Source organism: Cohaesibacter sp. CAU 1516 (genome assembly GCF_005771485.1).
In the GTDB taxonomy this organism is placed as follows: domain Bacteria; phylum Pseudomonadota; class Alphaproteobacteria; order Rhizobiales; family Cohaesibacteraceae; genus Cohaesibacter; species Cohaesibacter intestini.
In genome coordinates, this window is sequence record NZ_VANT01000008.1 from 101,412 (window position 1) to 124,017 (window position 22,606).

24 protein-coding genes, 1 tRNA gene and 1 pseudogene are annotated in these 22,606 nt (G+C 54.5%); 19 read left to right on the top strand and 7 right to left on the bottom strand.

The annotated features are described in order from the left end of the window. Position 1: 1 nt before the first annotated feature. The 8 genes from FDK21_RS17780 to thiL all read left to right on the top strand — a co-directional run bounded on the left by FDK21_RS17780 (position 2) and on the right by thiL (position 6,409). Positions 2–196, top strand: coding sequence for a serine hydroxymethyltransferase (locus tag FDK21_RS17780; protein WP_114010347.1), 195 nt, complete (start codon positions 2–4; stop codon positions 194–196). A gap of 358 nt (positions 197–554) precedes the next feature. Further along, complete coding sequence (glyA, locus tag FDK21_RS17785) at positions 555–1,865, top strand: serine hydroxymethyltransferase (RefSeq protein ID WP_138150305.1); 1,311 nt, start codon at positions 555–557, stop codon at positions 1,863–1,865. 85 nt (positions 1,866–1,950) lie between these two features. Continuing rightward, positions 1,951–2,433 carry a transcriptional regulator NrdR gene (nrdR, locus tag FDK21_RS17790; protein WP_138150306.1) on the top strand — a complete coding sequence of 161 codons (483 nt, stop codon included), beginning with the start codon at positions 1,951–1,953 and terminating at the stop codon, positions 2,431–2,433. A 61-nt stretch (positions 2,434–2,494) separates the two neighbouring features. Next, positions 2,495–3,670 carry a bifunctional diaminohydroxyphosphoribosylaminopyrimidine deaminase/5-amino-6-(5-phosphoribosylamino)uracil reductase RibD gene (gene ribD / locus FDK21_RS17795; protein WP_171022142.1) on the top strand — a complete coding sequence of 392 codons (1,176 nt, stop codon included), beginning with the start codon at positions 2,495–2,497 and terminating at the stop codon, positions 3,668–3,670. Between the two features lie 12 nt (positions 3,671–3,682). Further along, entirely contained in the window at positions 3,683–4,294 is a 612-nt protein-coding gene (locus FDK21_RS17800) for a riboflavin synthase (protein WP_138150308.1), read from the top strand. 161 nt (positions 4,295–4,455) lie between these two features. After that, positions 4,456–4,911 carry a 6,7-dimethyl-8-ribityllumazine synthase gene (gene ribH / locus FDK21_RS17805; protein WP_138150309.1) on the top strand — a complete coding sequence of 152 codons (456 nt, stop codon included), beginning with the start codon at positions 4,456–4,458 and terminating at the stop codon, positions 4,909–4,911. Then, positions 4,911–5,402, top strand: a complete 492-nt coding sequence (gene nusB, locus FDK21_RS17810; RefSeq protein ID WP_138150310.1) for a transcription antitermination factor NusB — start codon at positions 4,911–4,913, stop codon at positions 5,400–5,402. Before ribH ends, nusB begins: the two co-directional genes overlap by 1 nt. Positions 5,403–5,413: 11 nt before the next feature. Then, complete coding sequence (thiL, locus tag FDK21_RS17815) at positions 5,414–6,409, top strand: thiamine-phosphate kinase (RefSeq protein WP_138150311.1); 996 nt, start codon at positions 5,414–5,416, stop codon at positions 6,407–6,409. A gap of 100 nt (positions 6,410–6,509) precedes the next feature. Here thiL and FDK21_RS17820 read toward each other — a convergent pair whose 3' ends face one another. Next, complete coding sequence (locus tag FDK21_RS17820; RefSeq protein WP_114010355.1) at positions 6,510–7,013, bottom strand: outer membrane protein assembly factor BamE; 504 nt, start codon at positions 7,011–7,013, stop codon at positions 6,510–6,512. A gap of 264 nt (positions 7,014–7,277) precedes the next feature. Here FDK21_RS17820 and FDK21_RS17825 point away from each other — a divergent pair, with 264 nt between their 5' ends. From FDK21_RS17825 to FDK21_RS17850, 6 genes and pseudogenes are all read left to right on the top strand, one after another. Next, positions 7,278–7,835 (top strand): ubiquinol-cytochrome C chaperone family protein, encoded by a 558-nt coding sequence (locus FDK21_RS17825; RefSeq protein ID WP_114010356.1) that lies wholly within the window; start codon positions 7,278–7,280, stop codon positions 7,833–7,835. Between the two features lie 151 nt (positions 7,836–7,986). After that, positions 7,987–8,589, top strand: coding sequence for a DUF177 domain-containing protein (locus tag FDK21_RS17830; RefSeq protein WP_138150312.1), 603 nt, complete (start codon positions 7,987–7,989; stop codon positions 8,587–8,589). A gap of 188 nt (positions 8,590–8,777) precedes the next feature. After that, complete coding sequence (gene plsX, locus FDK21_RS17835) at positions 8,778–9,839, top strand: phosphate acyltransferase PlsX (protein WP_171022147.1); 1,062 nt, start codon at positions 8,778–8,780, stop codon at positions 9,837–9,839. After that, positions 9,840–10,817, top strand: a complete 978-nt coding sequence (locus FDK21_RS17840; protein ID WP_114010359.1) for a beta-ketoacyl-ACP synthase III — start codon at positions 9,840–9,842, stop codon at positions 10,815–10,817. It abuts the gene before it with no gap. A gap of 334 nt (positions 10,818–11,151) precedes the next feature. Next, positions 11,152–11,463 (top strand): integration host factor subunit alpha, encoded by a 312-nt coding sequence (locus FDK21_RS17845; protein ID WP_114010360.1) that lies wholly within the window; start codon positions 11,152–11,154, stop codon positions 11,461–11,463. 165 nt (positions 11,464–11,628) lie between these two features. Next, a pseudogene (locus FDK21_RS17850) lies at positions 11,629–11,859 on the top strand (MerR family transcriptional regulator); the annotation flags it as partial. 1,156 nt (positions 11,860–13,015) lie between these two features. Here FDK21_RS17850 and FDK21_RS17855 read toward each other — a convergent pair. Then, positions 13,016–13,297, bottom strand: a complete 282-nt coding sequence (locus FDK21_RS17855) for a hypothetical protein (protein ID WP_138150313.1) — start codon at positions 13,295–13,297, stop codon at positions 13,016–13,018. 482 nt (positions 13,298–13,779) lie between these two features. Here FDK21_RS17855 and ppk2 point away from each other — a divergent pair, with 482 nt between their 5' ends. Continuing rightward, positions 13,780–14,604: a polyphosphate kinase 2 gene (gene ppk2 / locus FDK21_RS17860; protein WP_114010362.1), complete on the top strand. Its 825-nt coding sequence runs from the start codon at positions 13,780–13,782 to the stop codon at positions 14,602–14,604. A gap of 836 nt (positions 14,605–15,440) precedes the next feature. Next, positions 15,441–16,001: a hypothetical protein gene (locus FDK21_RS17865; RefSeq protein WP_138150314.1), complete on the top strand. Its 561-nt coding sequence runs from the start codon at positions 15,441–15,443 to the stop codon at positions 15,999–16,001. 127 nt (positions 16,002–16,128) lie between these two features. Here FDK21_RS17865 and FDK21_RS17870 read toward each other — a convergent pair. From FDK21_RS17870 to FDK21_RS17880, 3 genes are all read right to left on the bottom strand, one after another. Next, positions 16,129–16,205, bottom strand: a tRNA-Pro gene (locus FDK21_RS17870). Positions 16,206–16,391: 186 nt separating this feature from the next. Beyond that, a complete protein-coding gene (locus FDK21_RS17875; protein WP_138150315.1) occupies positions 16,392–17,927 on the bottom strand; it encodes an undecaprenyl-phosphate glucose phosphotransferase in 1,536 nt (511 codons plus the stop codon). A 168-nt stretch (positions 17,928–18,095) separates the two neighbouring features. Beyond that, positions 18,096–18,653, bottom strand: coding sequence for a polysaccharide biosynthesis/export family protein (locus FDK21_RS17880; RefSeq protein ID WP_114010364.1), 558 nt, complete (start codon positions 18,651–18,653; stop codon positions 18,096–18,098). A 202-nt stretch (positions 18,654–18,855) separates the two neighbouring features. Here FDK21_RS17880 and FDK21_RS17885 point away from each other — a divergent pair, with 202 nt between their 5' ends. After that, positions 18,856–20,553, top strand: coding sequence for a hypothetical protein (locus FDK21_RS17885; RefSeq protein WP_138150316.1), 1,698 nt, complete (start codon positions 18,856–18,858; stop codon positions 20,551–20,553). A gap of 9 nt (positions 20,554–20,562) precedes the next feature. Here FDK21_RS17885 and FDK21_RS17890 read toward each other — a convergent pair whose 3' ends face one another. Next, positions 20,563–20,763 (bottom strand): DUF2842 domain-containing protein, encoded by a 201-nt coding sequence (locus FDK21_RS17890; protein WP_138150317.1) that lies wholly within the window; start codon positions 20,761–20,763, stop codon positions 20,563–20,565. 38 nt (positions 20,764–20,801) lie between these two features. On the opposite strand from FDK21_RS17890, the gene FDK21_RS20685 reads away from it, so the two are divergent. Further along, positions 20,802–20,963, top strand: coding sequence for a hypothetical protein (locus FDK21_RS20685; protein ID WP_157967717.1), 162 nt, complete (start codon positions 20,802–20,804; stop codon positions 20,961–20,963). A 60-nt stretch (positions 20,964–21,023) separates the two neighbouring features. Further along, a complete protein-coding gene (locus tag FDK21_RS17895; protein WP_114010367.1) occupies positions 21,024–22,121 on the top strand; it encodes a COX15/CtaA family protein in 1,098 nt (365 codons plus the stop codon). Positions 22,122–22,178: 57 nt separating this feature from the next. Here FDK21_RS17895 and FDK21_RS17900 read toward each other — a convergent pair whose 3' ends face one another. Beyond that, complete coding sequence (locus tag FDK21_RS17900) at positions 22,179–22,538, bottom strand: DUF6404 family protein (protein ID WP_138150318.1); 360 nt, start codon at positions 22,536–22,538, stop codon at positions 22,179–22,181. Between the last annotated feature and the right edge of the window lie 68 nt (positions 22,539–22,606).

Genomic DNA, 22,606 nt, shown 5'->3' on the forward strand with positions numbered 1-22,606 from the left:
AATGGTTGCGCCAAAACCCGGTGAAATCTACATCGAATTCTTCCAGATCGGACAGCAGGTGAAAGCCGTTGCGGTCGATGCCACCACAGGTGTCGAGGTGACGGTTTTCGGCCCGGCAAGCGTTTCACAGCATGACCTGCAGAATCTGGCCGTCCGAAAGCTGCAAATGCGTTTGCGCCAACTCGGCCATTCCTGAAACCATCTTTTTGGGGAATATTCACTCCTCTGCATCCACTGTCGCTCTAAATCCTTATTGGGTTTGAGAAGCGAGTGTGCTAATCCCAAAATATGACGAGCATGAAGTCGCAAAAAGTGTCCACAGTGATGCCAATATGTGATCATGAAATCAAGTTTCATAGAGATATTTGTGACAGACATTGCGAGGCTGTTTGTGCTAGCTAATAGCCTCCATTTTTGTCTTGCGCATCAGACGGAATGCTGAGTCCCTTGTGCTTCCTCGGCACCTTGGACACCAAAAGGCACTCAAAATCGCGAGCAGGTCTGGCATGTGTTGACCGCCATCCTTGCTTCCGCCAATCGAAGGGGTACGTTTCATGTCTGCCAATGATAACAATGCGGGAGTCATTTTCCCGGACTTTTTCTCCCGCGATCTTGCCGCCGGTGATCCGGAAATCGCCAAGGCAATTCAGGACGAGCTTGGTCGTCAGCAGCACGAAATCGAGCTGATCGCGTCTGAGAATATCGTTTCCAAGGCCGTGCTCGAAGCGCAGGGCTCGATCATGACCAACAAATATGCCGAAGGCTATCCGGGCCGTCGCTATTATGGTGGGTGCCAGTTTGTGGACGTGGCCGAAAATCTCGCCATTGAACGGGTCACCAAGCTGTTTGGTTGTGAATTTGCCAACGTTCAGCCCAATTCTGGCTCTCAGGCCAACCAGGCGGCTTTCATGGCGCTGATCAAGCCGGGCGACACCATCCTCGGCATGAGCCTTGATGCTGGTGGTCACCTGACCCATGGTGCCAAACCGAACCAGTCCGGTAAATGGTTCAACGCCATCCAGTATGGCGTGCGCAAGCAGGACGGGCGCATCGATTTCGATCAGGTGGAAGAGCTGGCAAACGAGCATAAACCCGCCATGATCATTGCAGGTGGGTCTGCCTACAGCCGCGAATTCGATTTCAAACGCTTCCGCGAGATCGCTGATTCCGTCGGCGCTTACCTGATGGTCGATATGGCTCACTTTGCCGGTCTGGTCGCCGCAGGCCTGCATCAAAGCCCATTCCCGCATGCGCACATTGCCACTTCCACCACCCACAAGACCCTGCGCGGTCCTCGTGGTGGTCTGGTGCTGACCAACGACGCGGATATCGCCAAAAAGGTCAATTCCGCGGTCTTTCCGGGCCTGCAGGGTGGTCCGCTGATGCATGTGATTGCCGCCAAGGCTGTGGCCTTCGGGGAAGCCTTGACCGATGAGTTCAAGGTCTATGCAAAGGCAGTCAAGGACAATGCTCAGGCGCTGGCCGATACCCTCTATGCTGGTGGCGTCGAGCTGGCATCGGGCGGCACCGATAACCACCTGCTGCTGGTTGATCTGCGTCCAAAGGGGCTGACCGGTAAAGTGGCCGAAGCGGCCCTCGGTCGTGCCTTCATCACCTGCAACAAGAATGGCGTGCCGTTTGATCCGGAAAAACCGATGATCACTTCCGGCATTCGTCTTGGCACGCCTGCGGGCACCTCGCGCGGATTTGGCACAGAAGAGTTCAAGCTCATCGGTCAATTGATCATCGAAGTGCTTGACGGTCTGGTCGCAAATGGCGAAGAAGGCAATGGAGCCGTGGAATCAGCCGTGAAGGAAAAGGTCATCGCCCTGACCAGTCGCTTCCCGATTTATGCGGATCTCTAAAAAAGGTGCGGGCAGGGCTCTTCCCTGAGCCCGCCCATGCATGCCTGACTATGAGGCATGCCAAGAATTGAGGTGAGGCCAAGCGATGAAATGTCCCTATTGCGGATTTGATGATACCCAAGTCAAGGATTCCCGGCCCACCGAAGACAATACCGCGATCCGCCGCCGCCGCGTTTGCGCAGGTTGCGGCGGTCGTTTTACCACGTTTGAGCGTGTCCAGCTCCGTGAATTGTCGGTGATCAAACGCACAGGTCGCCGCGTCCCGTTTGATCGGGACAAATTGATGCGTTCCGTACAGGTCTCCCTGCGCAAACGCCCCGTAGAAGACGAGAAGGTCGAGCGGATGGTGTCTGGCATTGTGCGCCAGCTGGAAAGCGCCGGCGACGCCGAAGTCCAGGCCGAGCATATTGGGACCCTGGTGATGGAGGGGCTCAAAGGCCTTGACGAGATCGCCTATATCCGGTTCGCGTCCGTCTACAAGAATTTCCGCGAAGCCAAGGATTTTTCGGATATGCTTGATGAGCTGTCCGAAGATCAGGTCAAAGACGGCGGCGAACCAGCCAGCTAGAGCAGCGTGACATCAAACCGGGTTGCTCGAACAGCGAGGCAAAGTGGGAGGCATGGACGACATGCAACGCTTTACACGCCAACTGAGCGACGAAGAGTTGATGGCACTGGCCCTGCGGCTTGGTCGCCGGGGGCAGGGCAATACCGCCGAAAATCCCGCCGTAGGTTGCGTGATTGCCCGTCAGGATGTCGATGGCACCACCATTCTTGGCCGCGGTTGGACCCAGACCGGGGGACGTCCCCATGCCGAACGCGTCGCATTGGCAGAGGCGGGTGTTGCCGCAAGAGGGGCCACTGCCTATGTGACGCTGGAGCCGTGTTCGCACCACGGCAAGTCGCCCCCCTGTGCCGAAGCCCTGATCGAAGCTGGCATTGCGCGCGTCGTTGCTGCGCATCCTGATCCCGACCCACGTGTCGGCGGGCGCGGCTTTGCCATGCTCGAGGCCGTTGGCATTCAAACCGAAACCGGTCTGCTGGAAAGCATCGCGCACCGGGATCTGGCCGGATTCTTATCGCGCACTGTGCGCAGGCGGCCTTGGCTGCAAGCCAAAATGGCGCTGTCCAAAGACGGCAAAATCGGCATGCCCAATGTGCCGAACCACCCGATTACCGGCAAATTGGCGAAGAACAAGACCTATGCGCTACGTGCAACAGCCGATGCGATTCTGATTGGCTCGCAAACCGTACGCATCGATGATCCTGCCTTGACCGTGCGCAGCCCCGGCCTGACGCAACACTCGCCAATCCGGATCATTCTGGATGGTGCAGGTACCCTGTCGCACGATAGCCAGTTGGTCAAAAGCGCCCGCGATGTCCCCGTCTGGATATTGGCGACAGGACGCATTGCTGCCGACAAGGCCCTGTTGCTCGAGGAGGCTGGCTGTCGGTTGTTCCTGTTTGATGAAAGCCCGTCCGGTCATGTTCCGCTGGATGCGGCGATGCGGAGGCTGGCCGGGGAGGGCATCAACACGCTTTTTGCCGAATGCGGTGCTGCGCTGGCCGCTGCGTTGATATCTGTCGATCTGATTGATGAGTTTTTCCTGTATCGCAGTGGATCCTGCGTTGGCCCGGACGGCATTCCCGCGTTTAAAACCTCAGCGGATCAAGTGATGAAACAGGCTGGATTGCATCGCGAACGACAGGAAAGTCTGGGCAAGGACCGGATGGAGGTCTATATACGTCCTCAAAGCCTGTCAGACTTGTATGGCGCCCCTTCTGACTGGGCGCCAGTGGAATAAAGGGAAGCAAAGATGTTCACCGGAATTGTAACCGACGTTGGCGAAGTGATCGAACAACAAAAGATACCCGCAGGTCAGCGGGTCAAGATTGCCACCCGTTTTGATCCCAAAACCATCGAGATTGGTGCTTCCATTGCTTGTTCCGGCGTTTGTCATACGGTTATTGCCTGTGGTGCCCTGGACGGTGGCAGTAACTATTTCGTGGTCGAATCCGCCAAGGAAACCCTCGATCTGACCAACGCTAGTCAATGGTCTGTCGGGCGCAAGCTCAATCTGGAACGCTCCCTGCAAATGGGAGACGAGCTGGGTGGGCATCTGGTGCTTGGCCATGTGGATGGCGTCGCTCAGATCGTCGAGCGCGAAGATCATCCCGACAGCGTCTTTTTCAAGTTGCGCGCCCCGGATCAGTTGGCGCGCTTCATTCCGGCCAAAGGCTCGGTCGCTCTTGATGGCACCTCGCTGACCGTTAACGATGTCGAGGGAGATGACTTCACCATCTTTCTCATTCCTCACACATTGGAAAATACCAGTTGGGCGGAAAAGCAGGTCGGAGATCAGATCAATCTCGAAGTCGACATGATGGCCCGATATGTTGCCCGACTGAATGAATATACCCCATCCTGACAGGGGACGGTCTGACCGGACCATGCTATAATGGATCGACAGGTGCGGCGGATTGAGGTTCGGCGCACCTGATTGCCTTTTTGGGCTGGACAAATTCCACCTTTCGTGGTTTGACACGCCCTCACAGCGCTATCGCTGGAACAAGACGATTGGACAAAGCAATGAGTGCAAAAGACCCCCACTTTCTGATCATTGAAGCTCGCTTCTACGACGATCTCGCCGACGAGTTGGCGAAAGGTGCCATGGCTGCTTTTGAGGAAGCAGGTGTCACCTATGAGCGTGTGTCCGTTCCAGGTGTGCTGGAAATTCCTGCTGCCCTCTCCATGGCGATGGCCGCCGTGGAAGAAGGGGAAGCCGACTATGATGGATATGTCACCCTTGGTGTGGTGATCCGCGGAGAAACCAGCCACTATGATATTGTGGCGAACGAATCCGCTCGTGCCATCATGGATCTGGCCGTCGAGGGCTGTGTGGCTGTCGGCAATGGCATTCAGACCGTTGAAAATTCAGACCAGGCTTGGGCCCGCGCAAATGTCACGGACAAGGATAAAGGTGGCGCTGCCGCGAAAGCAGCCCTCGCCATGGTTGAACTGCGAGAAAAATTCGGAATCGAATAATGACCGATAGTGAGAAACCGGTGCGCACGGCCAACAAGCGCGGCTCCGCCCGTCTTGGTGCCGTGCAGGCCCTGTATCAAATGGATGTCGGCGGAACGCCGCTGGTGGAAGTTCTGCAGGAATTCGAACTGTATCGTCTCGGCAAGGAAGTCGATGACGAACTGTATCTGCCTGCAGACTATTCCTATTTCAAGGGACTGGTCAGCGGTGTGGTGCGTGAACAGCGCACCCTTGACCCGATGATCCATCAAGCCCTCGAAAAGGGCTGGCCTCTGGCCCGTATCGACCAGACGATGCGCGCCATTCTGCGCTGTGGCCTCTATGAATTGATGTCACACAAGGAAGTGCCGGTTCCAGTCATCCTGACTGAATATGTCGATGTTGCCAAAGCCTTCTTTGAAGAAGATGAGCCGCGTCTGGTGAATGCGGTTCTGGATACTCTGGCCCGTGGCATGCGCGCCGACGAAATGAAGAAGAAAAGCAACAAGTAACAGGCCTACTCATGTCAGACCAGAAGCGGCGGATTGGCGAAAGCGCGATGATTGCGCGTTACTTCGCCCCTTTGTGCAAAGAGGATGCCGCCTATGGCCTGAGCGATGATGCGGCCTTTTTGAGCGTGCCGGACGGCCAGCAATTGGTGCTCACCAAAGATATGCTGGTCGCCGACGTGCATTTCTTTGCCAAGGATCGCCCTGACCTGATTGCCGCGAAAGCCCTGCGGGTCAATTTGTCCGATCTCGCCGCCAAGGGTGCAAAGCCTTATGGCTACATGCTCGGTCTGGGGCTGCCCCTCGATTGGACCGAAGACTGGCTTGAGCAATTCTGTGTCGGGCTTGCGCGCGACCAGAAGCTGTTCGATTTTCCTCTGCTGGGCGGCGATACGGTCAAAAGTCCGGAGCGACTGACCCTCTCCATCACCGCCTTTGGCCTGCTAGATCACCATCGGCAGGTGTTGCGCAAGAATGCCGCGCCCGGCGATCTGGTCTATGTGTCTGGCACCATCGGTGACGGTGCGCTCGGGCTTCAGGTATGCAAGGGCGAATTGGCCGATATCTTGACACAAGAGCAGCATGCCTTTCTGGCCGATCGGTTTCTATTGCCGCAACCACGCGTCGCCCTGCGCGAGATGATTGCTCGTCTGGCCACTGCTTCGATGGATATATCGGACGGATTGTTGGGAGACGCCACGAAGATGGCACAGGCTGCCAAGGTTGCAATCACCATCAGTCAGGAAAACGTTCCTATTTCCGACGCGGCCCGCGCCGTTGTGACTCTGATGCCCGACATGTGGCAGTCAGTGTTGGGCGGTGGTGATGATTATGAGCTTCTTTTCACGATTCCACCGAAGCATCGCATCGAAGCGGAAAGCGTGGCGAGGGCCTGTGGTGTCCCGATCACCCATGTCGGTTCCGTTGGCGAAGGCAACGATGTGCACTTGCGCGACAAGCAGGGTGCTTTGCAGTCCATCGGCAACATGACCGCCTACGAGCATTTTTGATCACAATGCAATCGGAGCCATAAAAAACACCGTCAACCTGAGGCTGACGGTGTTGTGGTATTCAGAGCTGATCTGTCGGAAAAGGTTCGGATCAAAGAAACTAGTTTCCGAACGGGCTTGCCGGGCCAAGGCCTTCCATCAGACGACCAAGGAACGAAGCTTCCGCACCACCGGTCGGGGTGACCTGATTGGTGAAGTCGAACAATTTGCCATCCTTGAGACCATAGCGAGCGGTGCGAGCCACGCGCTGTTCTTCGTCCATATAAACGGCGACAACGGTCTGATCGACGGGTTTGGCATTCATAAAGGCAACCGGCTTTTTGCGGGTCTGCGAAATATAATAGAACACCTCATTGCCAAAGTTGGCCGTCGTTGATGGGGAGCCCAGAGTGAGGATCACCTGTTCACGACTGGAGCCGACAGCAATCTGGTCGAGCGTGTAATCGCTCGGCACGAAGCCGTGGACCGAGGTCTCTTCGGTAAAGCAGCCTGCCAACAGGAAAGTACCGAGACAAACAGCGGCGCTCACGGCCTTGACAGACGATAGGATCTTGTGGTTTTGACGGGCGTCGCGACTGTCGGCGCGGTGACTGAGGCTGAACATGTGAGTGTGCTACTCCTGCTGATGACTGATCCACATGCCTGTTGACGAGCAACATGCAACGCAATGGGTAAAATGAGGCGCGGCCGATGCAAACGCCAGACCACAGACATCTCGATGTCTGTCATTTTTTCTAGTCGGTATCCTTTTTGCTGTTTAAATGCAATCTTTGTCGCAAATCGGGCGATGATTTCTGGCAATTGTGATACTAACAACCAAGCAAAGCCCCGCTTTCGCACATTTTGGATCGACAAGACGGATTAAAGCATGATCTTCAGCCTATTTCACAAGGAAACTGCTCAGGAAAAGGCCGCCGACGCTCTTTATCGCGAGATTGTTGCCCAGGCACGGCAACCTGAATTCTATATCGACTATCAAGTAGAAGATAGTGTGACGGGGCGGTTCGAAATGATCGTTCTGCATGCCTATATGCTGTTTCACCGGTTGCGGGACGAAGACCAGCAGGCACGGGATCTGGGGCAGGCTGTGTTTGACCGCTTCTTCAAGGATATGGACCATTCCTTGCGCGAAATCGGTATTGGGGATCTGTCGGTGCCAAAGAAGATCAAGAAAATGGCACAGGCCTTTTATGGCCATGTGGGTGCCTATGACACCAGTCGCGAAGAGGGCGACGAGAGCTTTGCTGCCGCCCTTACCCGCAACATCTATCCCGATACAGATGGCATTCATGACAAGGCCCCTGCATTGGTCGACTATGTTCAGGCCTGCACCCAAGCCTTGGCTGAACAAAGCGTCGAAAACTTTGCCAAAGGACAGATCCACTTCCCGGCAATCATTGCGGTGAGCAAAACAGGGGCTGTTTGACAACAAATCTGTGTATGATTGACGCCTTGCCCTAAGGAATTTGCCAACGGGCCTAGGAACGGCCTCAAAAGCCTCTAAATCTACACCAAGCAAAGAAAACAGCCCAATAAAGATAACAGCGCAGCAAGATGCGCGATCCGAGGCAACGCCCGTGACGCAAAAACACAACGACCCCGTCACTGAAAAACGTGACCCCCTTTTGTCCCTGCCGGTCATCGTAGCCCGCATCAAGAGCCTTGGCGAAGTCGTCAAGGCCAAGGCTGACGCGGACCAATGCGCCGAGTTGTGCCGTCGATTGGGGATCTTGTCGGTCAAGTCCTTCGCGATCGATGCGCGTGTGACACCATTCAAGAAAACCGGAGCACGGATGGAGGGGCGCGTGATGGGTGAGGTGGAGCAAGCTTGCGTCGTCACCCTGAAACCAGTTCTGCAAGTGATTGACGAACCCTTCTCCTTGACCCTGGTGCCGGAAGGATCGCCCTTCGCCCGCAAGTCCAATGACGAGCTCTCTGGTGGCGAAATGATCATCGATCCGGAAGGAGAAGATCCACCGGAGGTATTTGAAGGCGAAGTGATTGATGTCGGAGCCTATGCCGAAGAGTTCTTCGCACTGGCCCTTGATGACTATCCGCGTGCTGATGATGCCGACTTCCACGATCATATCGAGGACAAAGGCGGCCCCGACAGCGCTGACAATCCATTTGCAGCCCTTGCAGGCCTGAAGGATCAATTGTCAACAGATGGCGAGAATTAAGGGCCTTTCGATCAACTAACCCATAAGGCGGTTGTTTCTTGATTAGAAATCGATATTGTCCATCACAATCTTGTGACGGTGCGATTTGGCTAAAATCCAAAGGACGATATTCGATAGCAGGCGCAGGGCCAGCGGACCGGATGTCCGAACGAACAGAAAGCGGCGTAGAGTAGTCAGGTATGGCAGAAATTGTGAACATTTCCCTCGATGTGATGGGTGGTGACAAGGGACCTGCAACTGTGCTGTCAGGGGCTGACATCGCACTCGAACGGTATCCGGATATCCGTTATGTGCTCTATGGTGACAGCGCCATTATCGAGCCGCTGCTGGAACAATTCCCGAAGGTCAAAGCTGCCAGCACGCTGATCCATTGCGAGGTGAGTGTCCAGATGGATGAGCGCCCGAGTCAGGCCTTGCGGCGCGGCCGATTCAAGTCTTCCATGTGGCAATCAATCGAAGCTACAAAGAACGGGACCGCCGATGTCTGCATTTCGGCGGGCAACACCGGCGCCCTGATGGCGATGTCGAAATTCTGTCTTCGAACCATGGCGGATATCGAACGTCCGGCCATTGCTGCCATTTGGCCAACTTTACGTGGCGAGTCTATTGTGCTTGACGTTGGGGCAACCATTGGTGCCGATGCATCACAACTCATCGACTTCGCGATGATGGGTGGTGCGATGTCCAGATCCCTGTTTGGCATTGAGCGCCCGACGGTGGGCCTGCTCAATATTGGCGAGGAAGATGTGAAGGGCCTTGATGAAGTCAAGGAAGCCAGCCGCCTTCTTCGCGATTTCAAGCTGCCGCATATCGAATATAAAGGATTTGTGGAAGGCGACGATTTGGGCAAGGGTGTCGTCGATGTGGTTGTGACGGAAGGCTTTTCCGGCAACATCGCGCTGAAGACTGCAGAAGGGACCGCCAAGCAGTTGGCAACCTATTTGCGGGAATCGATGAAGCGGACCTGGATGTCACGGCTCGGTTATGTCTTTGCGCGCTCGGCTTTTGACCGATTGCGCGAAAAGATGGATCCGAGCAAGGTCAATGGCGGTGTCTTTCTCGGCCTCAATGGCATCGTGATCAAAAGTCACGGCGGTGCCGACGGCGAGGGATTCTCATCTGCCATCGGTCTTGGATATGACATGGTCAAAAATGGCCTGACGCAAAATATTGAACAGGATTTGTCTGTTTTCAACAAAAACCGGTACGCGATCGAAGAAGAACTCGCGACCGATGAGGAGAACGCATAAGTGAGTGTGTTACGATCAGTCGTCGTAGGTTCGGGTGCCTACTTGCCGCAAAATGTCGTCACCAATGACGATATGACGAAAATCGTCGATACGTCGGATGAGTGGATCCGCCAGCGAACTGGTATCGAGCAGCGTTACTTTGCTGCGGAGGGCGAATATACCTCTGATCTGGGGTACAATGCCGCAATCGACGCACTGAACAACGCCGGAATGGATGCGCAGGACATTGATCTGATCATCTGTGCCACTGCCACTCCGGACAACACATTCCCTGCGACTTCCGTTGCCATCCAGAACCGTCTGGGCATTCATCATGGTGCCGCATTCGACTTGCAGGCCGTATGCTCGGGTTTCGTTTTTGCCTTGTCGACTGCCGATATGTATATCCGCTGCGGTCGCGCGAAGAATGTACTTGTTATCGGAGCCGAAACGTTTTCCCGTATTCTCGACTTTGAGGATCGGACCACCTGTGTGCTGTTCGGCGATGGGGCCGGTGCTCTTGTGCTTCAGGCACAGGAAGGGGAAGGGACGAATGACGATCGCGGCATTCTGACCAGCCATATCCGGTCTGATGGCCGCCACAAGGAAAAGCTGCTGGTCGATGGTGGTCCCTCCACCACACAGACCACCGGTCATTTGCGCATGGAAGGCAAGGAAGTCTTCAAGCATGCGGTGGGCATGATCACCGATGTGATCACCGACGCCTTCGCCGCGACGGGCATGTCGGCGGACGATCTGACCTGGTTCATCCCGCATCAGGCCAACCGCCGGATCATCGATGCCAGCGCCAAGAAGCTGCATATCGCCAAAGACAAGGTGGTCACTACAGTCAACTTGCATGGCAACACCTCGGCAGCGTCCATTCCGCTGGCCATCAACACCGCCGTTCGCGATGGCCGTGTGAAGCAAGGGGATGTGGTGATGCTCGAAGCCATGGGCGGCGGATTCACCTGGGGGTCCGTCCTGCTGCGCTGGTAGTCGACTTCTGGCCTTTGAGATATTTGGTTTGCCCGCAGGGCTTGCACCATGGCAAGCTCGGCGGGTTTTTTGTGCGTCATTATTTCCTGCGACAATACAGAGGCTTGCTATCCATGGTTCAATCAGAACTTCAACGGTCAACGACTCTTGTCGAGATTATGGGACCTGACAGGCATCAACGAAGCTGCCGATAGCCGTTTCATCCAACAATAGCCGAATTAATGACCGTCCATACAGACAATTGCGCACTCTTGCAGTTGACGGAACCCGATTCCGGCAATACCATTTTAGCCTAGGTGAGTCAGAGTTTATGCTTCTAGATGAGGGTTGTAGCATGGGGGGCAAGACAGTTACACGAGCGGATTTGTGTGAGGCGGTCTATCAGAAAGTTGGCCTGTCTCGAACAGAATCTGCCGAACTGGTTGAGATGGTTCTGGAAGAAGTAAGCAATAGCCTCGTAGAAGGGCAACAGGTCAAATTGTCTTCGTTTGGTACTTTCTTCGTGCGTGAGAAGAGTGAACGGATCGGGCGTAACCCGAAAACCGGGCAGGAAGTGCCGATTTCTCCACGTCGGGTCATGGTTTTCAAGCCATCCAACGTACTGAAGAAAAAGATCAACGATTCGCTTGCTCCGGTTAAATCCTGATTTCATGAAGGCTGTTTTCTCATCGTGCGGATGGGCGTGACCCAAATCACGCCTGATTTGTATGATATGTACGCATTGCGCCGGGGTTGGATGGTCTGGCGGCATGATATATTTTGTTGTTTTTTAGCGGCGGCGATAATCGGTTACGCGAGCTAGGTGGGAATCTTGCGCAAAAGCCCAGATGCATTTCGGACGATCAGCGAAGTTGCGCAGGATCTCGACCTGCCGCAGCATGTGCTGCGCTTTTGGGAAACCCGCTTCTCCCAGATCAAGCCGATGAAGCGGGGCGGCGGTCGTCGCTACTATCGTCCCGATGATATTGATCTGCTCAAGGGTATCCGCCATCTGCTTTATGATGAGGGATACACGATCAAAGGCGTGCAGCGCATTCTGAAAGAGCAAGGTGTCCGCCATGTGATCGACACGATCGTCGGCACCGATGAGACATCAGAAACCGCAACTGCCGCACAGACTGATGCAGGGGCGACTTCCGCACATCAGGACTATCTTGAACCCAATCAGTTGGAAGTGGCCCGTCCGCCATTGGTTGCGCCACGCACCTCGGCACCGGAATCGCCTCAGCAACAGATGGCTCACCCGGCAGGTCAGATGCCAGCGCAAGGAGCGGATCATTCTGCCGCCCAACCTGTGCATCCTGCTGCGGGGGGATACAATGCCCCTCAAGCCGCTCCCTCAGCTCCAGTCAATCACGGAACAGCTACAGCACCCGTTCCGCAACCGGCTGCGGCCGTGCATGCGATCCAGCAGGCGGCAGCAAATGCAGTGCTCGGACAAGGTGACGCGGGTCCTGCCCACCCAGCCGCTCCCGCTCCGAACCAACCGGGCCCGCAAGCTGCGCCACCTTCAGGACTTCAAGCAGGGCCCCAGACCGGGCCTCAGACTGGGTCCCAGACCGGGCCTCAGACTGGGTCCCAGACCGGGCCTCTGACAGGGCCATATGCCGCAACTGCTCTGGCTCAACGTCCGGTGGCCGAGCCGCACTATCAGGACCAGCAGCCTCAGTCTTCTGCCCCACAACCGGCCCAACCTGTTGTCACAAGGGAGCCGGACCAAGCTCAGCCCGTCGGTCAGCCATCTGTTTGGCAAGAACCGCAGCAGCTGCTTTCATCCACTACCCTCCCACAGCCAGTCGTCGCAAAGTCAACTCAGCAACAGGTCCCAACCAGCGACATGCAGCCGCCAAAGGCCGCCAATCTGGCGCGGATGCATCCGCATGAGGGCGAGCATCACGGCGTTGCGCTACCCCGCGATCTGGCAATGGGTGAACCCAAATTCGTTTCTGGTGAGGCTGCGTCTATTTCGGTTTCCGAAGCGCAGCGCGTCTTGGGTGAACAAAGCGGCGGTACCAGCCTGTTCAATCGGCTGCGTGGACGCTCGGAAGATGCCGCCAAGTCTGAAAAGCCCAAAGCCGGCATGGCAAGAGACGATATTCGCCGTCTGCAATCCACGCTGTTCGAACTGCTCGAATGCAAGCGAATCCTTGATCAGGCTCGCTCTGAAGACAGATAGGGTCGCCATGAGGGCAGGGAGGTTAGCGCAGGGCTTCCATCAGGTCCTGAGAGGCAGATGCAACCGTCTTGGTTGCCAAGGCACTGGCCTTGAAGGCAACCTCCGCTTCAATCAATTCCACCAATTTGGCAGGATCAAGACTGGGGGATGCGGAGACTGGCGCAATCGGATCGGTCGGCTTGACCTCTGACTGTGCCTTGACTGTCGTTTCCGGCGCATTGTCGGGCACAGGATTGGCGATGCCGATCGCGATATCCTCGAGGCGATCTGCTGCAGCCGTCATTCCGGCGGAGGCTATGGACAATGCTGGTATCATTGCTTCAGTATAGCGCCGAAATCTTAATCGTCTTTTTGCCCGAACCGCAAAAATCTGTGCTTTTTGTAAGAATGTCGTTAACTGTTACGACAGAACAGACTGCCGGACAAAAAAATGGCCCCGCAATCCAACAGGGCCAGTATAGGCATCATCGGTCAGAAACCATGACGCTCTGGTGTGCGTGGTTCGGCCAGCGTGGCAAATGGCCATGCGCTGAGCCTAACGATCTCCGACAAGAGCGACTCAGTGGATGTCACCCCTGCCAATGTGATGCAGCGAACCTAGGCATCGGATATTGCACTCATGTGACATGTCTTGATGTCAGCAAGCAGCTCTGGGCTTTGTTTGTCATTCAGTGCCAAACAAGCTGTGTCTGTGCATCTTTTTTATGGGGCATGGGAAATTTACGTATGCAAACTGTGCGTCTCCCTATGTTAGGCTTTTTCCGGTAACGACAGCGAGGCAGGCAGATGGCGAAGAAAAACTCTTCCGAAGACCAGAAAAAGAGCGGCAAGATCTCCAGCGAACTGTATGAAAGCGAGTTGCTGCGCCTGCAGATTGAACTTGTGAAAATGCAGGAATGGATCAAGCAGACCGGACATCGGGTGGTCGTCATCTTTGAAGGCCGTGATGCTGCAGGCAAGGGCGGAACCATCAAGCGGATCACCGAACCGCTCAATCCACGCATCACGCAAGTCGTTGCCTTGCCCGCTCCGACCGAGCGCGAAAAGACTCAATGGTATTTCCAGCGCTACGTCGCCCATTTGCCTGCTCGGGGTGAGATGATCATTTTGGACCGATCCTGGTACAACCGGGCTGGTGTCGAGCGGGTCATGGGATTCTGCACTGAGGAAGAATATCGCGAGTTTTTGCGCAGTTGTCCGGAATTTGAGCGCATGCTGGTGCGTTCAGGCATCCAGTTGATCAAATACTGGTTCTCCGTTTCAGACGAAGAGCAGGAACGCCGCTTTCAGAACCGCCTGAAAGATCCGACAAAACGTTGGAAGCTGAGCCCAATGGATCTGGAAAGCCGCAAAAGATGGATGGATTACTCCAAGGCGAAGGATGAAATGTTCGCCCATACGGACATCAAGCAAGCGCCTTGGTATGTGGTCGAGTCGGACATCAAGAAACATGCGCGGATCAATTGCATCAGTCACCTTCTCTCGATGGTGCCTTATGAGGATCTGACACCCGAGCCGCTCGAGCTGGAACCGCGACCGGTCCAGAGCGGCTATGTTCGTCCACCAATGGACGAGCAGACCTTCGTGCCGGAGGTCCACAAGGACCTTTGAGAGCTGTCTTCGGAGAACAGTCCCTGCAAACCACAAGGCGCGGCTTTGATCGCGCCTTTTGTGTTTGCATTGGAAATGTCCAGTCCCCTTCAGGCAAACGCGCAAGAGGCGCAGCAAGCAATATGCTGCGAGGGGAAGATGGATAGATTTTAAAGAGAAGAAAATGGTCGGAGCGATAGCGGCGATGGCAACAAGTGGGATCAAAAGCAAACCGTTTTTGACAATGCTTTGTTGTCGGTTCGACCATCAAACGACAGATGGTTAGCACGCAGACAGCAGGCTAACGACAATGATGCCTTCAAGGCGTTACAGCAACAGAGCGCACAGCGCCAGCAAGCCCTAGCCCAACTGAATGATTGGCTTGATCAAGCGCCCAGTGGGTGCGGCATATGGACGACGGGGGCGCATATAACAGGGCGGATCGATTATCAGGGCCGCGACGTGCCGTTGATGCTTCACACCATCAAGCAACACAATTACGGCCGGATCACCCTGACCTTTGTGGACGAGCAAGGCCGATCAATCACGCGTGCTTTCCGTCGCACTCGTGATGGGCGGGGAGCGCTAAATCCGGCCCATGCTTGCAAGCAATTTGGCCTGCTCGCTCAATACCTAATTACCGCTGGCTATCCAAATTGCCTTGGCGCATGGGTGCATGGCGATTTCAATTGGACGGGAAAAACTGCTCTTCTAATAAATATCGCTGAGACTATAGATGCAATTTCTAGTGGCGATTGGGCGAGGCATTAGAATACGAACATTTTTTTAATGGACGAAGTCACAGCGATCATAAATAGTCAAATAACTAGAAATAACCATTTCAGCGAGAAATTCCGGTGGATGATTGGCCAATAAACTACGACCCAAATGACTTTCTGACTCCAATTGAAAAACCTACGTTGGATGCACAATCAATTTACAACATCGGGCTGATAATGGTCTGGTGGAGTTTAGTGGAGGCTGAAATTGATATTATGTTCGTGGCACTATTCAGGTTAGATCCCACTCATGCCCTGAGCATTACAGAGAACATGACCTCCAAAGCAAAAATTAGTTCACTTCAGGCTGCCGCACGTTCGCTGGCTAGTCCGCTTGGTGATGAATTAAGCGATAAAATAAAAGAACTGTTGGATTCTACCGCTCACTATTCTGTCAATGTTCGCAATCTTTTGGCGCACGGCAAATTTGTAGCAGGGAAAAATGAGCTTTTAAAGTTCAGTGCTCATGGAAAACTGAAACTTAGAGTCCATGATCTCGACGCTGCCGTTCTGATCGATATAGCAAATCAGATTGAGGAATTGGCAAATGATATACGATCCACTATTCCAGAAATTGTCGATGTTGTTAAATCCATGACCGCAAAAGATTTTGACGAATTTGTTTTGATCAATGAATAGATAGGTGTTATTGCGGTCCTTTTCGCGTTTTAGGGCGTCACAGTGAATTTCAAATTGTGGGTATGATTGCGGGTAAAAAATCGTCGATCTAAATTTATCAATGAAATCAATGCTGTAGGGGAAGTAATGGTCGGAGCGATAGGATTCGAACCTACGACCCCTTCACCCCCAGCGAAGTGCGCTACCAGGCTGCGCTACGCTCCGACACGTGGGCTTTATAGAGTCATTGTCATCCGCTTGCAATAAAACTTGCGCCCGGTTGGGCAATTATCCTCAGTCAACCGCTTTGAAATGCATAACAAAGTTGGATTTCAGAGGCAGAACGGAAAAGGGCCGGCATGTGGCATGCTGGCCCTGATACAATCAGCGGTCATCCATTCGCGTGGCTGATCAATAGGCATTGTCCTGATTGAGCAGCTTGAGTGGCGTGACGGCAAGGATATATAGATCCATCGATAACGACCAGTTTTCGATATAGTAGATATCATGCTGGACACGCTGCTTGAGTTTCTCCGGATCGTCAATTTCACCGCGCCAGCCATGGATCTGCGCCCAGCCTGTGATGCCCGGCTTGACCTTGTGGCGCGCCATATAACCGTCGGCCACTTCCTCGAACAACTTGTTGTTGGTCTGCTGGTGCGGCACATGGGGCCGGGGGCCAACGAGTGACAAGGTGCCGGAAAGCACGTTGAACAATTGTGGCAACTCATCAATCGACGTCTTGCGGATGAAGCGACCGATCTTGGTGACGCGATTGTCGTTCTTGGTGACCGATTTCTGCGCCTTCTGGTCGGAGCTTTCATGATAGAGGGAGCGGAATTTGTAAACGACCACTTCCTCGTTGTTGAAGCCAAGACGCTTCTGTTTGAAGATGATTGGTCCCTTGCTGTCGCGTTTGATGGCGATGGCTGTGCCAACCAGCAGGGGAGACAGCACAAGAATAGCTGTCGCCGCGACCACCACATCAAAGGCGCGTTTGAACAACGAACCCCAATTGGCGATCGGTTTGGCAAAGACCGGCACGGTGGGCAAATTTCCGACATAGCTGTATGTGCGGCGACGGAACTGCATCTTGTTCATGTGAGCGCTCAGATGAATATCAAGCGGTAGAACCCAGAGCTTGTGCAGCATCTGCAAGACACGATTCTCTGCGGTCACGGGAATGGTGACAATCAACATGTCGATTTTGCAAAGACGGGAAAACTCGACCAAATCACTGACAGTGCCGAGCTTGGGATAGCCCGCAACAATCGCAGGTGACCGGTCATCATCGCGGTCATCGAAAATTCCGCAAATGCGAATGTCGTTATTTTCCTGCGCTTCCAGTGACTCGATGATTTCTGCCGCTGGTCTCCCACCGCCGACAATAACAGCGCGACGTTCGAGGCGGCCATCGGCTTGCCAGCGCCGGATAAACAGGGTCTCGACGGCTCGCATGGAGCACATTACGGCCAATCCCAGCGTAAACCAGATGCCCAGCCAAGCGCGGTTTTGTTCCAGATCCGTGCCAGAAAGAAAGCCGACCAGAAGAAACAGCACGACCAGCATCGTCATCGAGCCAATCACCTTGCCCAGATGCGGCGCCATATTGTTCATTTCATGCACATTATAGCCGTCCGCAGACAACATGAAGAGCATGAACAAGGCCGCACCGACGATCGGGAAGGTCAGTGGCATCTCGTATCCGGCCAACTGCGCCCCTCCCGCGATGGAGTAGGCCGTCAGCCCCATGATCATGACAATCAGAAAATCGGAAAGCTGCACCAGCCCGCGCACCATCATGGGGGCGTAGGTCGTCGTCGAGAATTCCGAGGCGACTTCACGAGCAAGGTCGGAAATCTGGGAACTTGACCGGAAATCTTCCTCTTGTGCGGTCGCCAGAACAGCACTTGATGAAAAGGCTGTCTTCGGATCCAGAGCCTGCATAGTCCAACACCATTGGTTTTGAGTTCGGTTGTGACTAAGAGGATTAACAGCCAATTTTTGAATAAGATTTAACCGACTGTTTTTCTAAACACGGGTGAACCGCTTTTGGCCATTGTAGTTAACAAAGTTCAAAAGACGACACGCAGCAAGGCTGGCTCAGTGGGTCCGTCAAAAAAGCCGCTCGCGAACATAGATGGTGTCACCCGGACGCACCGGGGCAGTCAGCTTGACGCGGCCTGTCAGGATCTTGCCATTCAACTGCCGCGTGACATCGACATAGCGTTGCTGGGCGCGCGGCGAGAAGCCGCCTGCAATGGCAATGGCTGTCTGCACCGTCATGCCGGTGACATAGGCATATTGCCCGGCAGTGGTCACTTCACCCATGACAAAGAACGGCCGATACTGGGAAATTTCGACGGACACGTCAGGATTCTTGATGAAGCCATTTTCAAGGCGTGCGGCAATGTCCCGCGCCAGATCGTTCGTCTCGCGGCCACGGGCCACCACATTGCCGATCAACGGCACCGAGACATAGCCCGACTGGTCTACTGTATATTCATTATTCAGTTCGGTCTGATTGTAGACAATCAAACGCACCCTATCTCCTGAATCGAGCAAATAGGGCCCGACGAGGGATTTGTGGAAGGCTTCGCCTGCAGGCCGGTAGCTGGAGCAACCTGCCAAACCGGAAATTACGGCCAAAAGAACGAGAATACGAACAAACATCGGAACCGACTCATCAGATTAAGACTGCATCTTTTATGAAATATTGTGGTTAATTCTGCGTAAAGAGGAGGAGGTGCATATCCATTTGATCGCGTTATTCGTGCATTTTGCTTCGATTTTGGCGAGGCGAGGCCGTTGTTAAGGAGCTGGTTACCATGACGTGTCAGGATTTGGGAAACCTCATTTACGGCGACCTAGATCCATGCCCAATCAGACCAGTCAAAGTTCCAACAACAACGCCACGCCTGTCAGACAGCCATTTTCGCATGCCGGGTGGTTGCTGTGCCTTGCTTTGCTGTTGCCTTTGGTGGTCGCTTCGGTCAGTGCATATTGGGTGACGATGCAGGAGGAGAGCTACCGCGCAACCGCCAATATTCTGATCCTAGCGCCCAATGAGCGCTATATACCGGAGCAGGGGGCTGCCCAGTCGGTTTCTGACTGGCAGAATGCAGACCGAATTGTTCAGGATGCACGGCAATTGCTGTTTGGGGAAGGAGAGCGGACAAGTGCCCTGATGGCCAAAGTTTATTTATCCTTTGACGCAGCCTTGCGAACCCTGTCGATCCGAGTAACCGACGAAGACCGTGAAGAGGCAATGAACAATGCCAACCGGCTGGCAAATGCGTATCTCTCCCGGTTGAAAGCCCGCCGCGCCACGCAGTTCCATGATGCAGTAGACAAGCTTGCTACCGATATTTCCGCGATTGAGTTCCAGCAGGTCGCTCTGACCGCTAGGCTGGCACCCAATCCAGTTCCCCAATTGGAGAGTGACGCTGCTCTTCAAACCTGGAAGGAAAAGGAAGCCCTGCGGATCGCCCGGGTGCAGAAAAGCATCAATGCTACGGACCGCATTCTCAACAATATGCGCAATTTGCACCAGCAGGCCGTTACAAAACAGAAATATGATCTGCTGCCGCCAGAAGCGCGACTGCTCGTGCGCGCATCGCTGCCCGAATATTCGATCAAGGCAAGCGCGCTGGGCCTCTTTGTGAAGACCCTATGGATCAGCGCCCTGTCGATGGTGTGTCTTTGGGGGATCTACAGCCTGCATCTGCGACGCAAGTCCGCTCGCCGCTCTGCTGTGCGTCCAGACCTTCCGGTCTCTCTGGAAAAATCTGGCGTTGACACACGCAATCCGATTGCAGTCGACCCGACCTCAATTTCTCAGTTGCCAGTACCATTGGAGACAGTGCCACTGGAGACAGTGCCTCAGGTGACAGTTCCTCTTGTGACAACTCCACAGGCACCGGCGCAACAGGCCCCTGTGGCTGCCCCTTCACCCGTCCACGACATCATGTCTGGGACAGACTTGGACATGGACAGCGTGGCCTTGCAAATACGGGCCACTGGGCACCAACGGGTCGTGCTGTTGTCAGAGAGTGGCCGCTGGGGTGAACAGGCGAACATCCTCATGCAGGCGCTGATGGATCTCGATCAGGCTGTTCTGTTGGTCAGATTGGGAGATGCAGGCACGGATCACGCTCATGCAGGCATCACCGATCTCATCGATCAGACCGCCAGCTATGCCGATCTGGTGCAAATCGATGATAACACAGGGCTGCATCACATCGCTCGCGGTACGCGGGCAATGCGTCTTGAGGACTTCTTCAGTCATGAATTTCATGGGTTGCTGCTGGCTCTGGAAGAGGCATGCGATATCGTGTTGATCGATCTCGGCAGCCATTACGACAATGACTATGCGCTGAAGAGTCTGGGGATTGCTCGCGATGCACTGGCCTGCATTGACGCACCCGATGCCGGGGAATCGGTTGCCCAACAGGTGCGAGCCGTGATAGGGCATTTCGGTTATCAGGACTGCCTGATCTTGCCGTTGGATTGCAAAAAGCAGCTGGATTTCATCGGTTATGAAGAACAGGAAAAGGCCATTGCGGCTGAGTGATCCTGTCGACTAGTCCTTTTCCATCCAGCGGATGATCAAACCCGCAGGCACCACCCACAATGCACCGGAAATCACAAAAAAGATGATCTGAACCCAGCCGCTGGCATTGGCGACGACAGCGGCGCCTACGGTCATGCCGACCGCGGCATAAAGAATGATCCAGCTCACCAAAAGGATCATGCCGATGAATTTGCGCGTGCGTTTGTTCATAATCTGTCTTGCCAAGGCGTTGCGAAGTGGAAAGGATCGTGAAACGAAAGCTCACGCCCAGCGTCTTAAACCAGCTTGACGGCTCTGAAAAGAAAAAAGACCAGCAAGGCTCAATGCCAATGGGAAAAATACCAATTGGCGCTTGGGCGGGGTGGAATTTGCACTTTGCCGTGGGCATTTTGTCTGGCAATCGCGTATAAGGGATTCAACAACAAAAACAGGCATGACTTCAAGACCGAAAGACCAATAGGGAGTGTGAGATGGAAGGCCATATCAGTGAAGCGGAACGGGCCAGTCGCTATGTCGACATCAAACCGGACAAGGTGGCACCATCCAGAGGTGCCGTGCGGGTCTGGCTCTATTGCGTCGCGTTCCTTGTTTTCCTGATGGTGATTGTCGGCGGCGCGACACGCCTGACCGATTCCGGTCTTTCAATCACCGAATGGAAGCCGATTCATGGTGCGATTCCACCGATGAATGCCGCCGAATGGACCGAAGAATTCGAAAAATACCGTCAGACACCTGAGTACCAACAGGTCAACAAGGGCATGAGCCTTGAAGATTTCAAGTTCATCTTCTGGTGGGAATGGGGTCACAGGCAGTTGGGCCGCTTCATCGGTCTGGTTTTCTTTGTGCCGATGCTGTTTTTCTGGTTGAGCGGACGTCTTTCCGACGAAGTCAAACCCCGGCTCGTGGTGTTGCTGTTTTTGGGCGGCTCACAAGGGGCGATTGGCTGGTGGATGGTGGCCTCCGGGCTGGTGGATCGGGTCGATGTCAGCCAATATCGCCTCGCAACCCATCTGTTGCTCGCCTCGATCATATTTGTCGCGCTGCTGTGGGTGGCGCGCGGCTATCGCAGCGTCAGGCAAGTGCCTGAATGTGTCAGCAGCGAACGTCACAGCTGGACGCTTGCTGTGGTTGTGGGTCTATTGCTGGTCCAGATTTTTCTTGGCGGATTGGTGGCTGGCACCCATGCGGGCCACACCTACAATACCTGGCCTCTGATGGATGGCAGCCTGATCCCTGAGGGGCTTTATGTCTACAGCCCGCCATGGCTTGCCGCTTTTGAAGATCATTTGACGATCCAGTTCAACCACCGTGTCGTGGCTTATCTGATCATGGTCGTTGTTGGGTTGGTCTGGTTGCGCATCTGGCGCGATCCGTACGCGGCCAAAATGACCATTGCAGCCTCTATTCTTGCAGCGCTGGTGCTGGTGCAGGTGGTGATCGGCATCACGACCTTGCTGTTGGTTGTGCCTTTGTGGCTTGGCCTGCTGCATCAGGCAACGGCGGCTCTGCTGCTGGCTGCCAGTACCGTTCTGTACCGGGATTTGAAGGATAGTCAACAGCGGATCTGAAGAGATCTGAAGTGAAGAAAAGCAAAGGCAAGGGCGCGAAAGCAAACGCGCCCTTTGTCATTTCATGGCCAATTGGGTCCAACTGGACAGGCCGTGCTTGCGCGCAGCCGCGCGATAATAAATCGCCATCCCGATGCCAAACAGCATGCCGGCGAAAAAGCCCGCCCAGAGGGCAATCGACACCGTCATGCCAATCTGGTCTTCCCAGACAAACAGCCACATCAAGCCACTCCAGAGAATGCCGAATGGAATGCCAGTCGTCAGCATATTGACGGGCATGCTGGCATAATGAGGCGGCCGCATCGAGAATCCCAATCGTAGCAGCAGTTTGTGCAAAGGCGGCGCGTAATTGTCCCGCAGGATCTCTGTTCCTTGCAGTTCGGTCATCGCCAGTTGGTAATGGTCATCAAAGGTCATGATGATACTTTATGGGGAGCGATGTCCCTTGCAAACCGGTCCATTTGACCCATCTTGCATTTGATCGT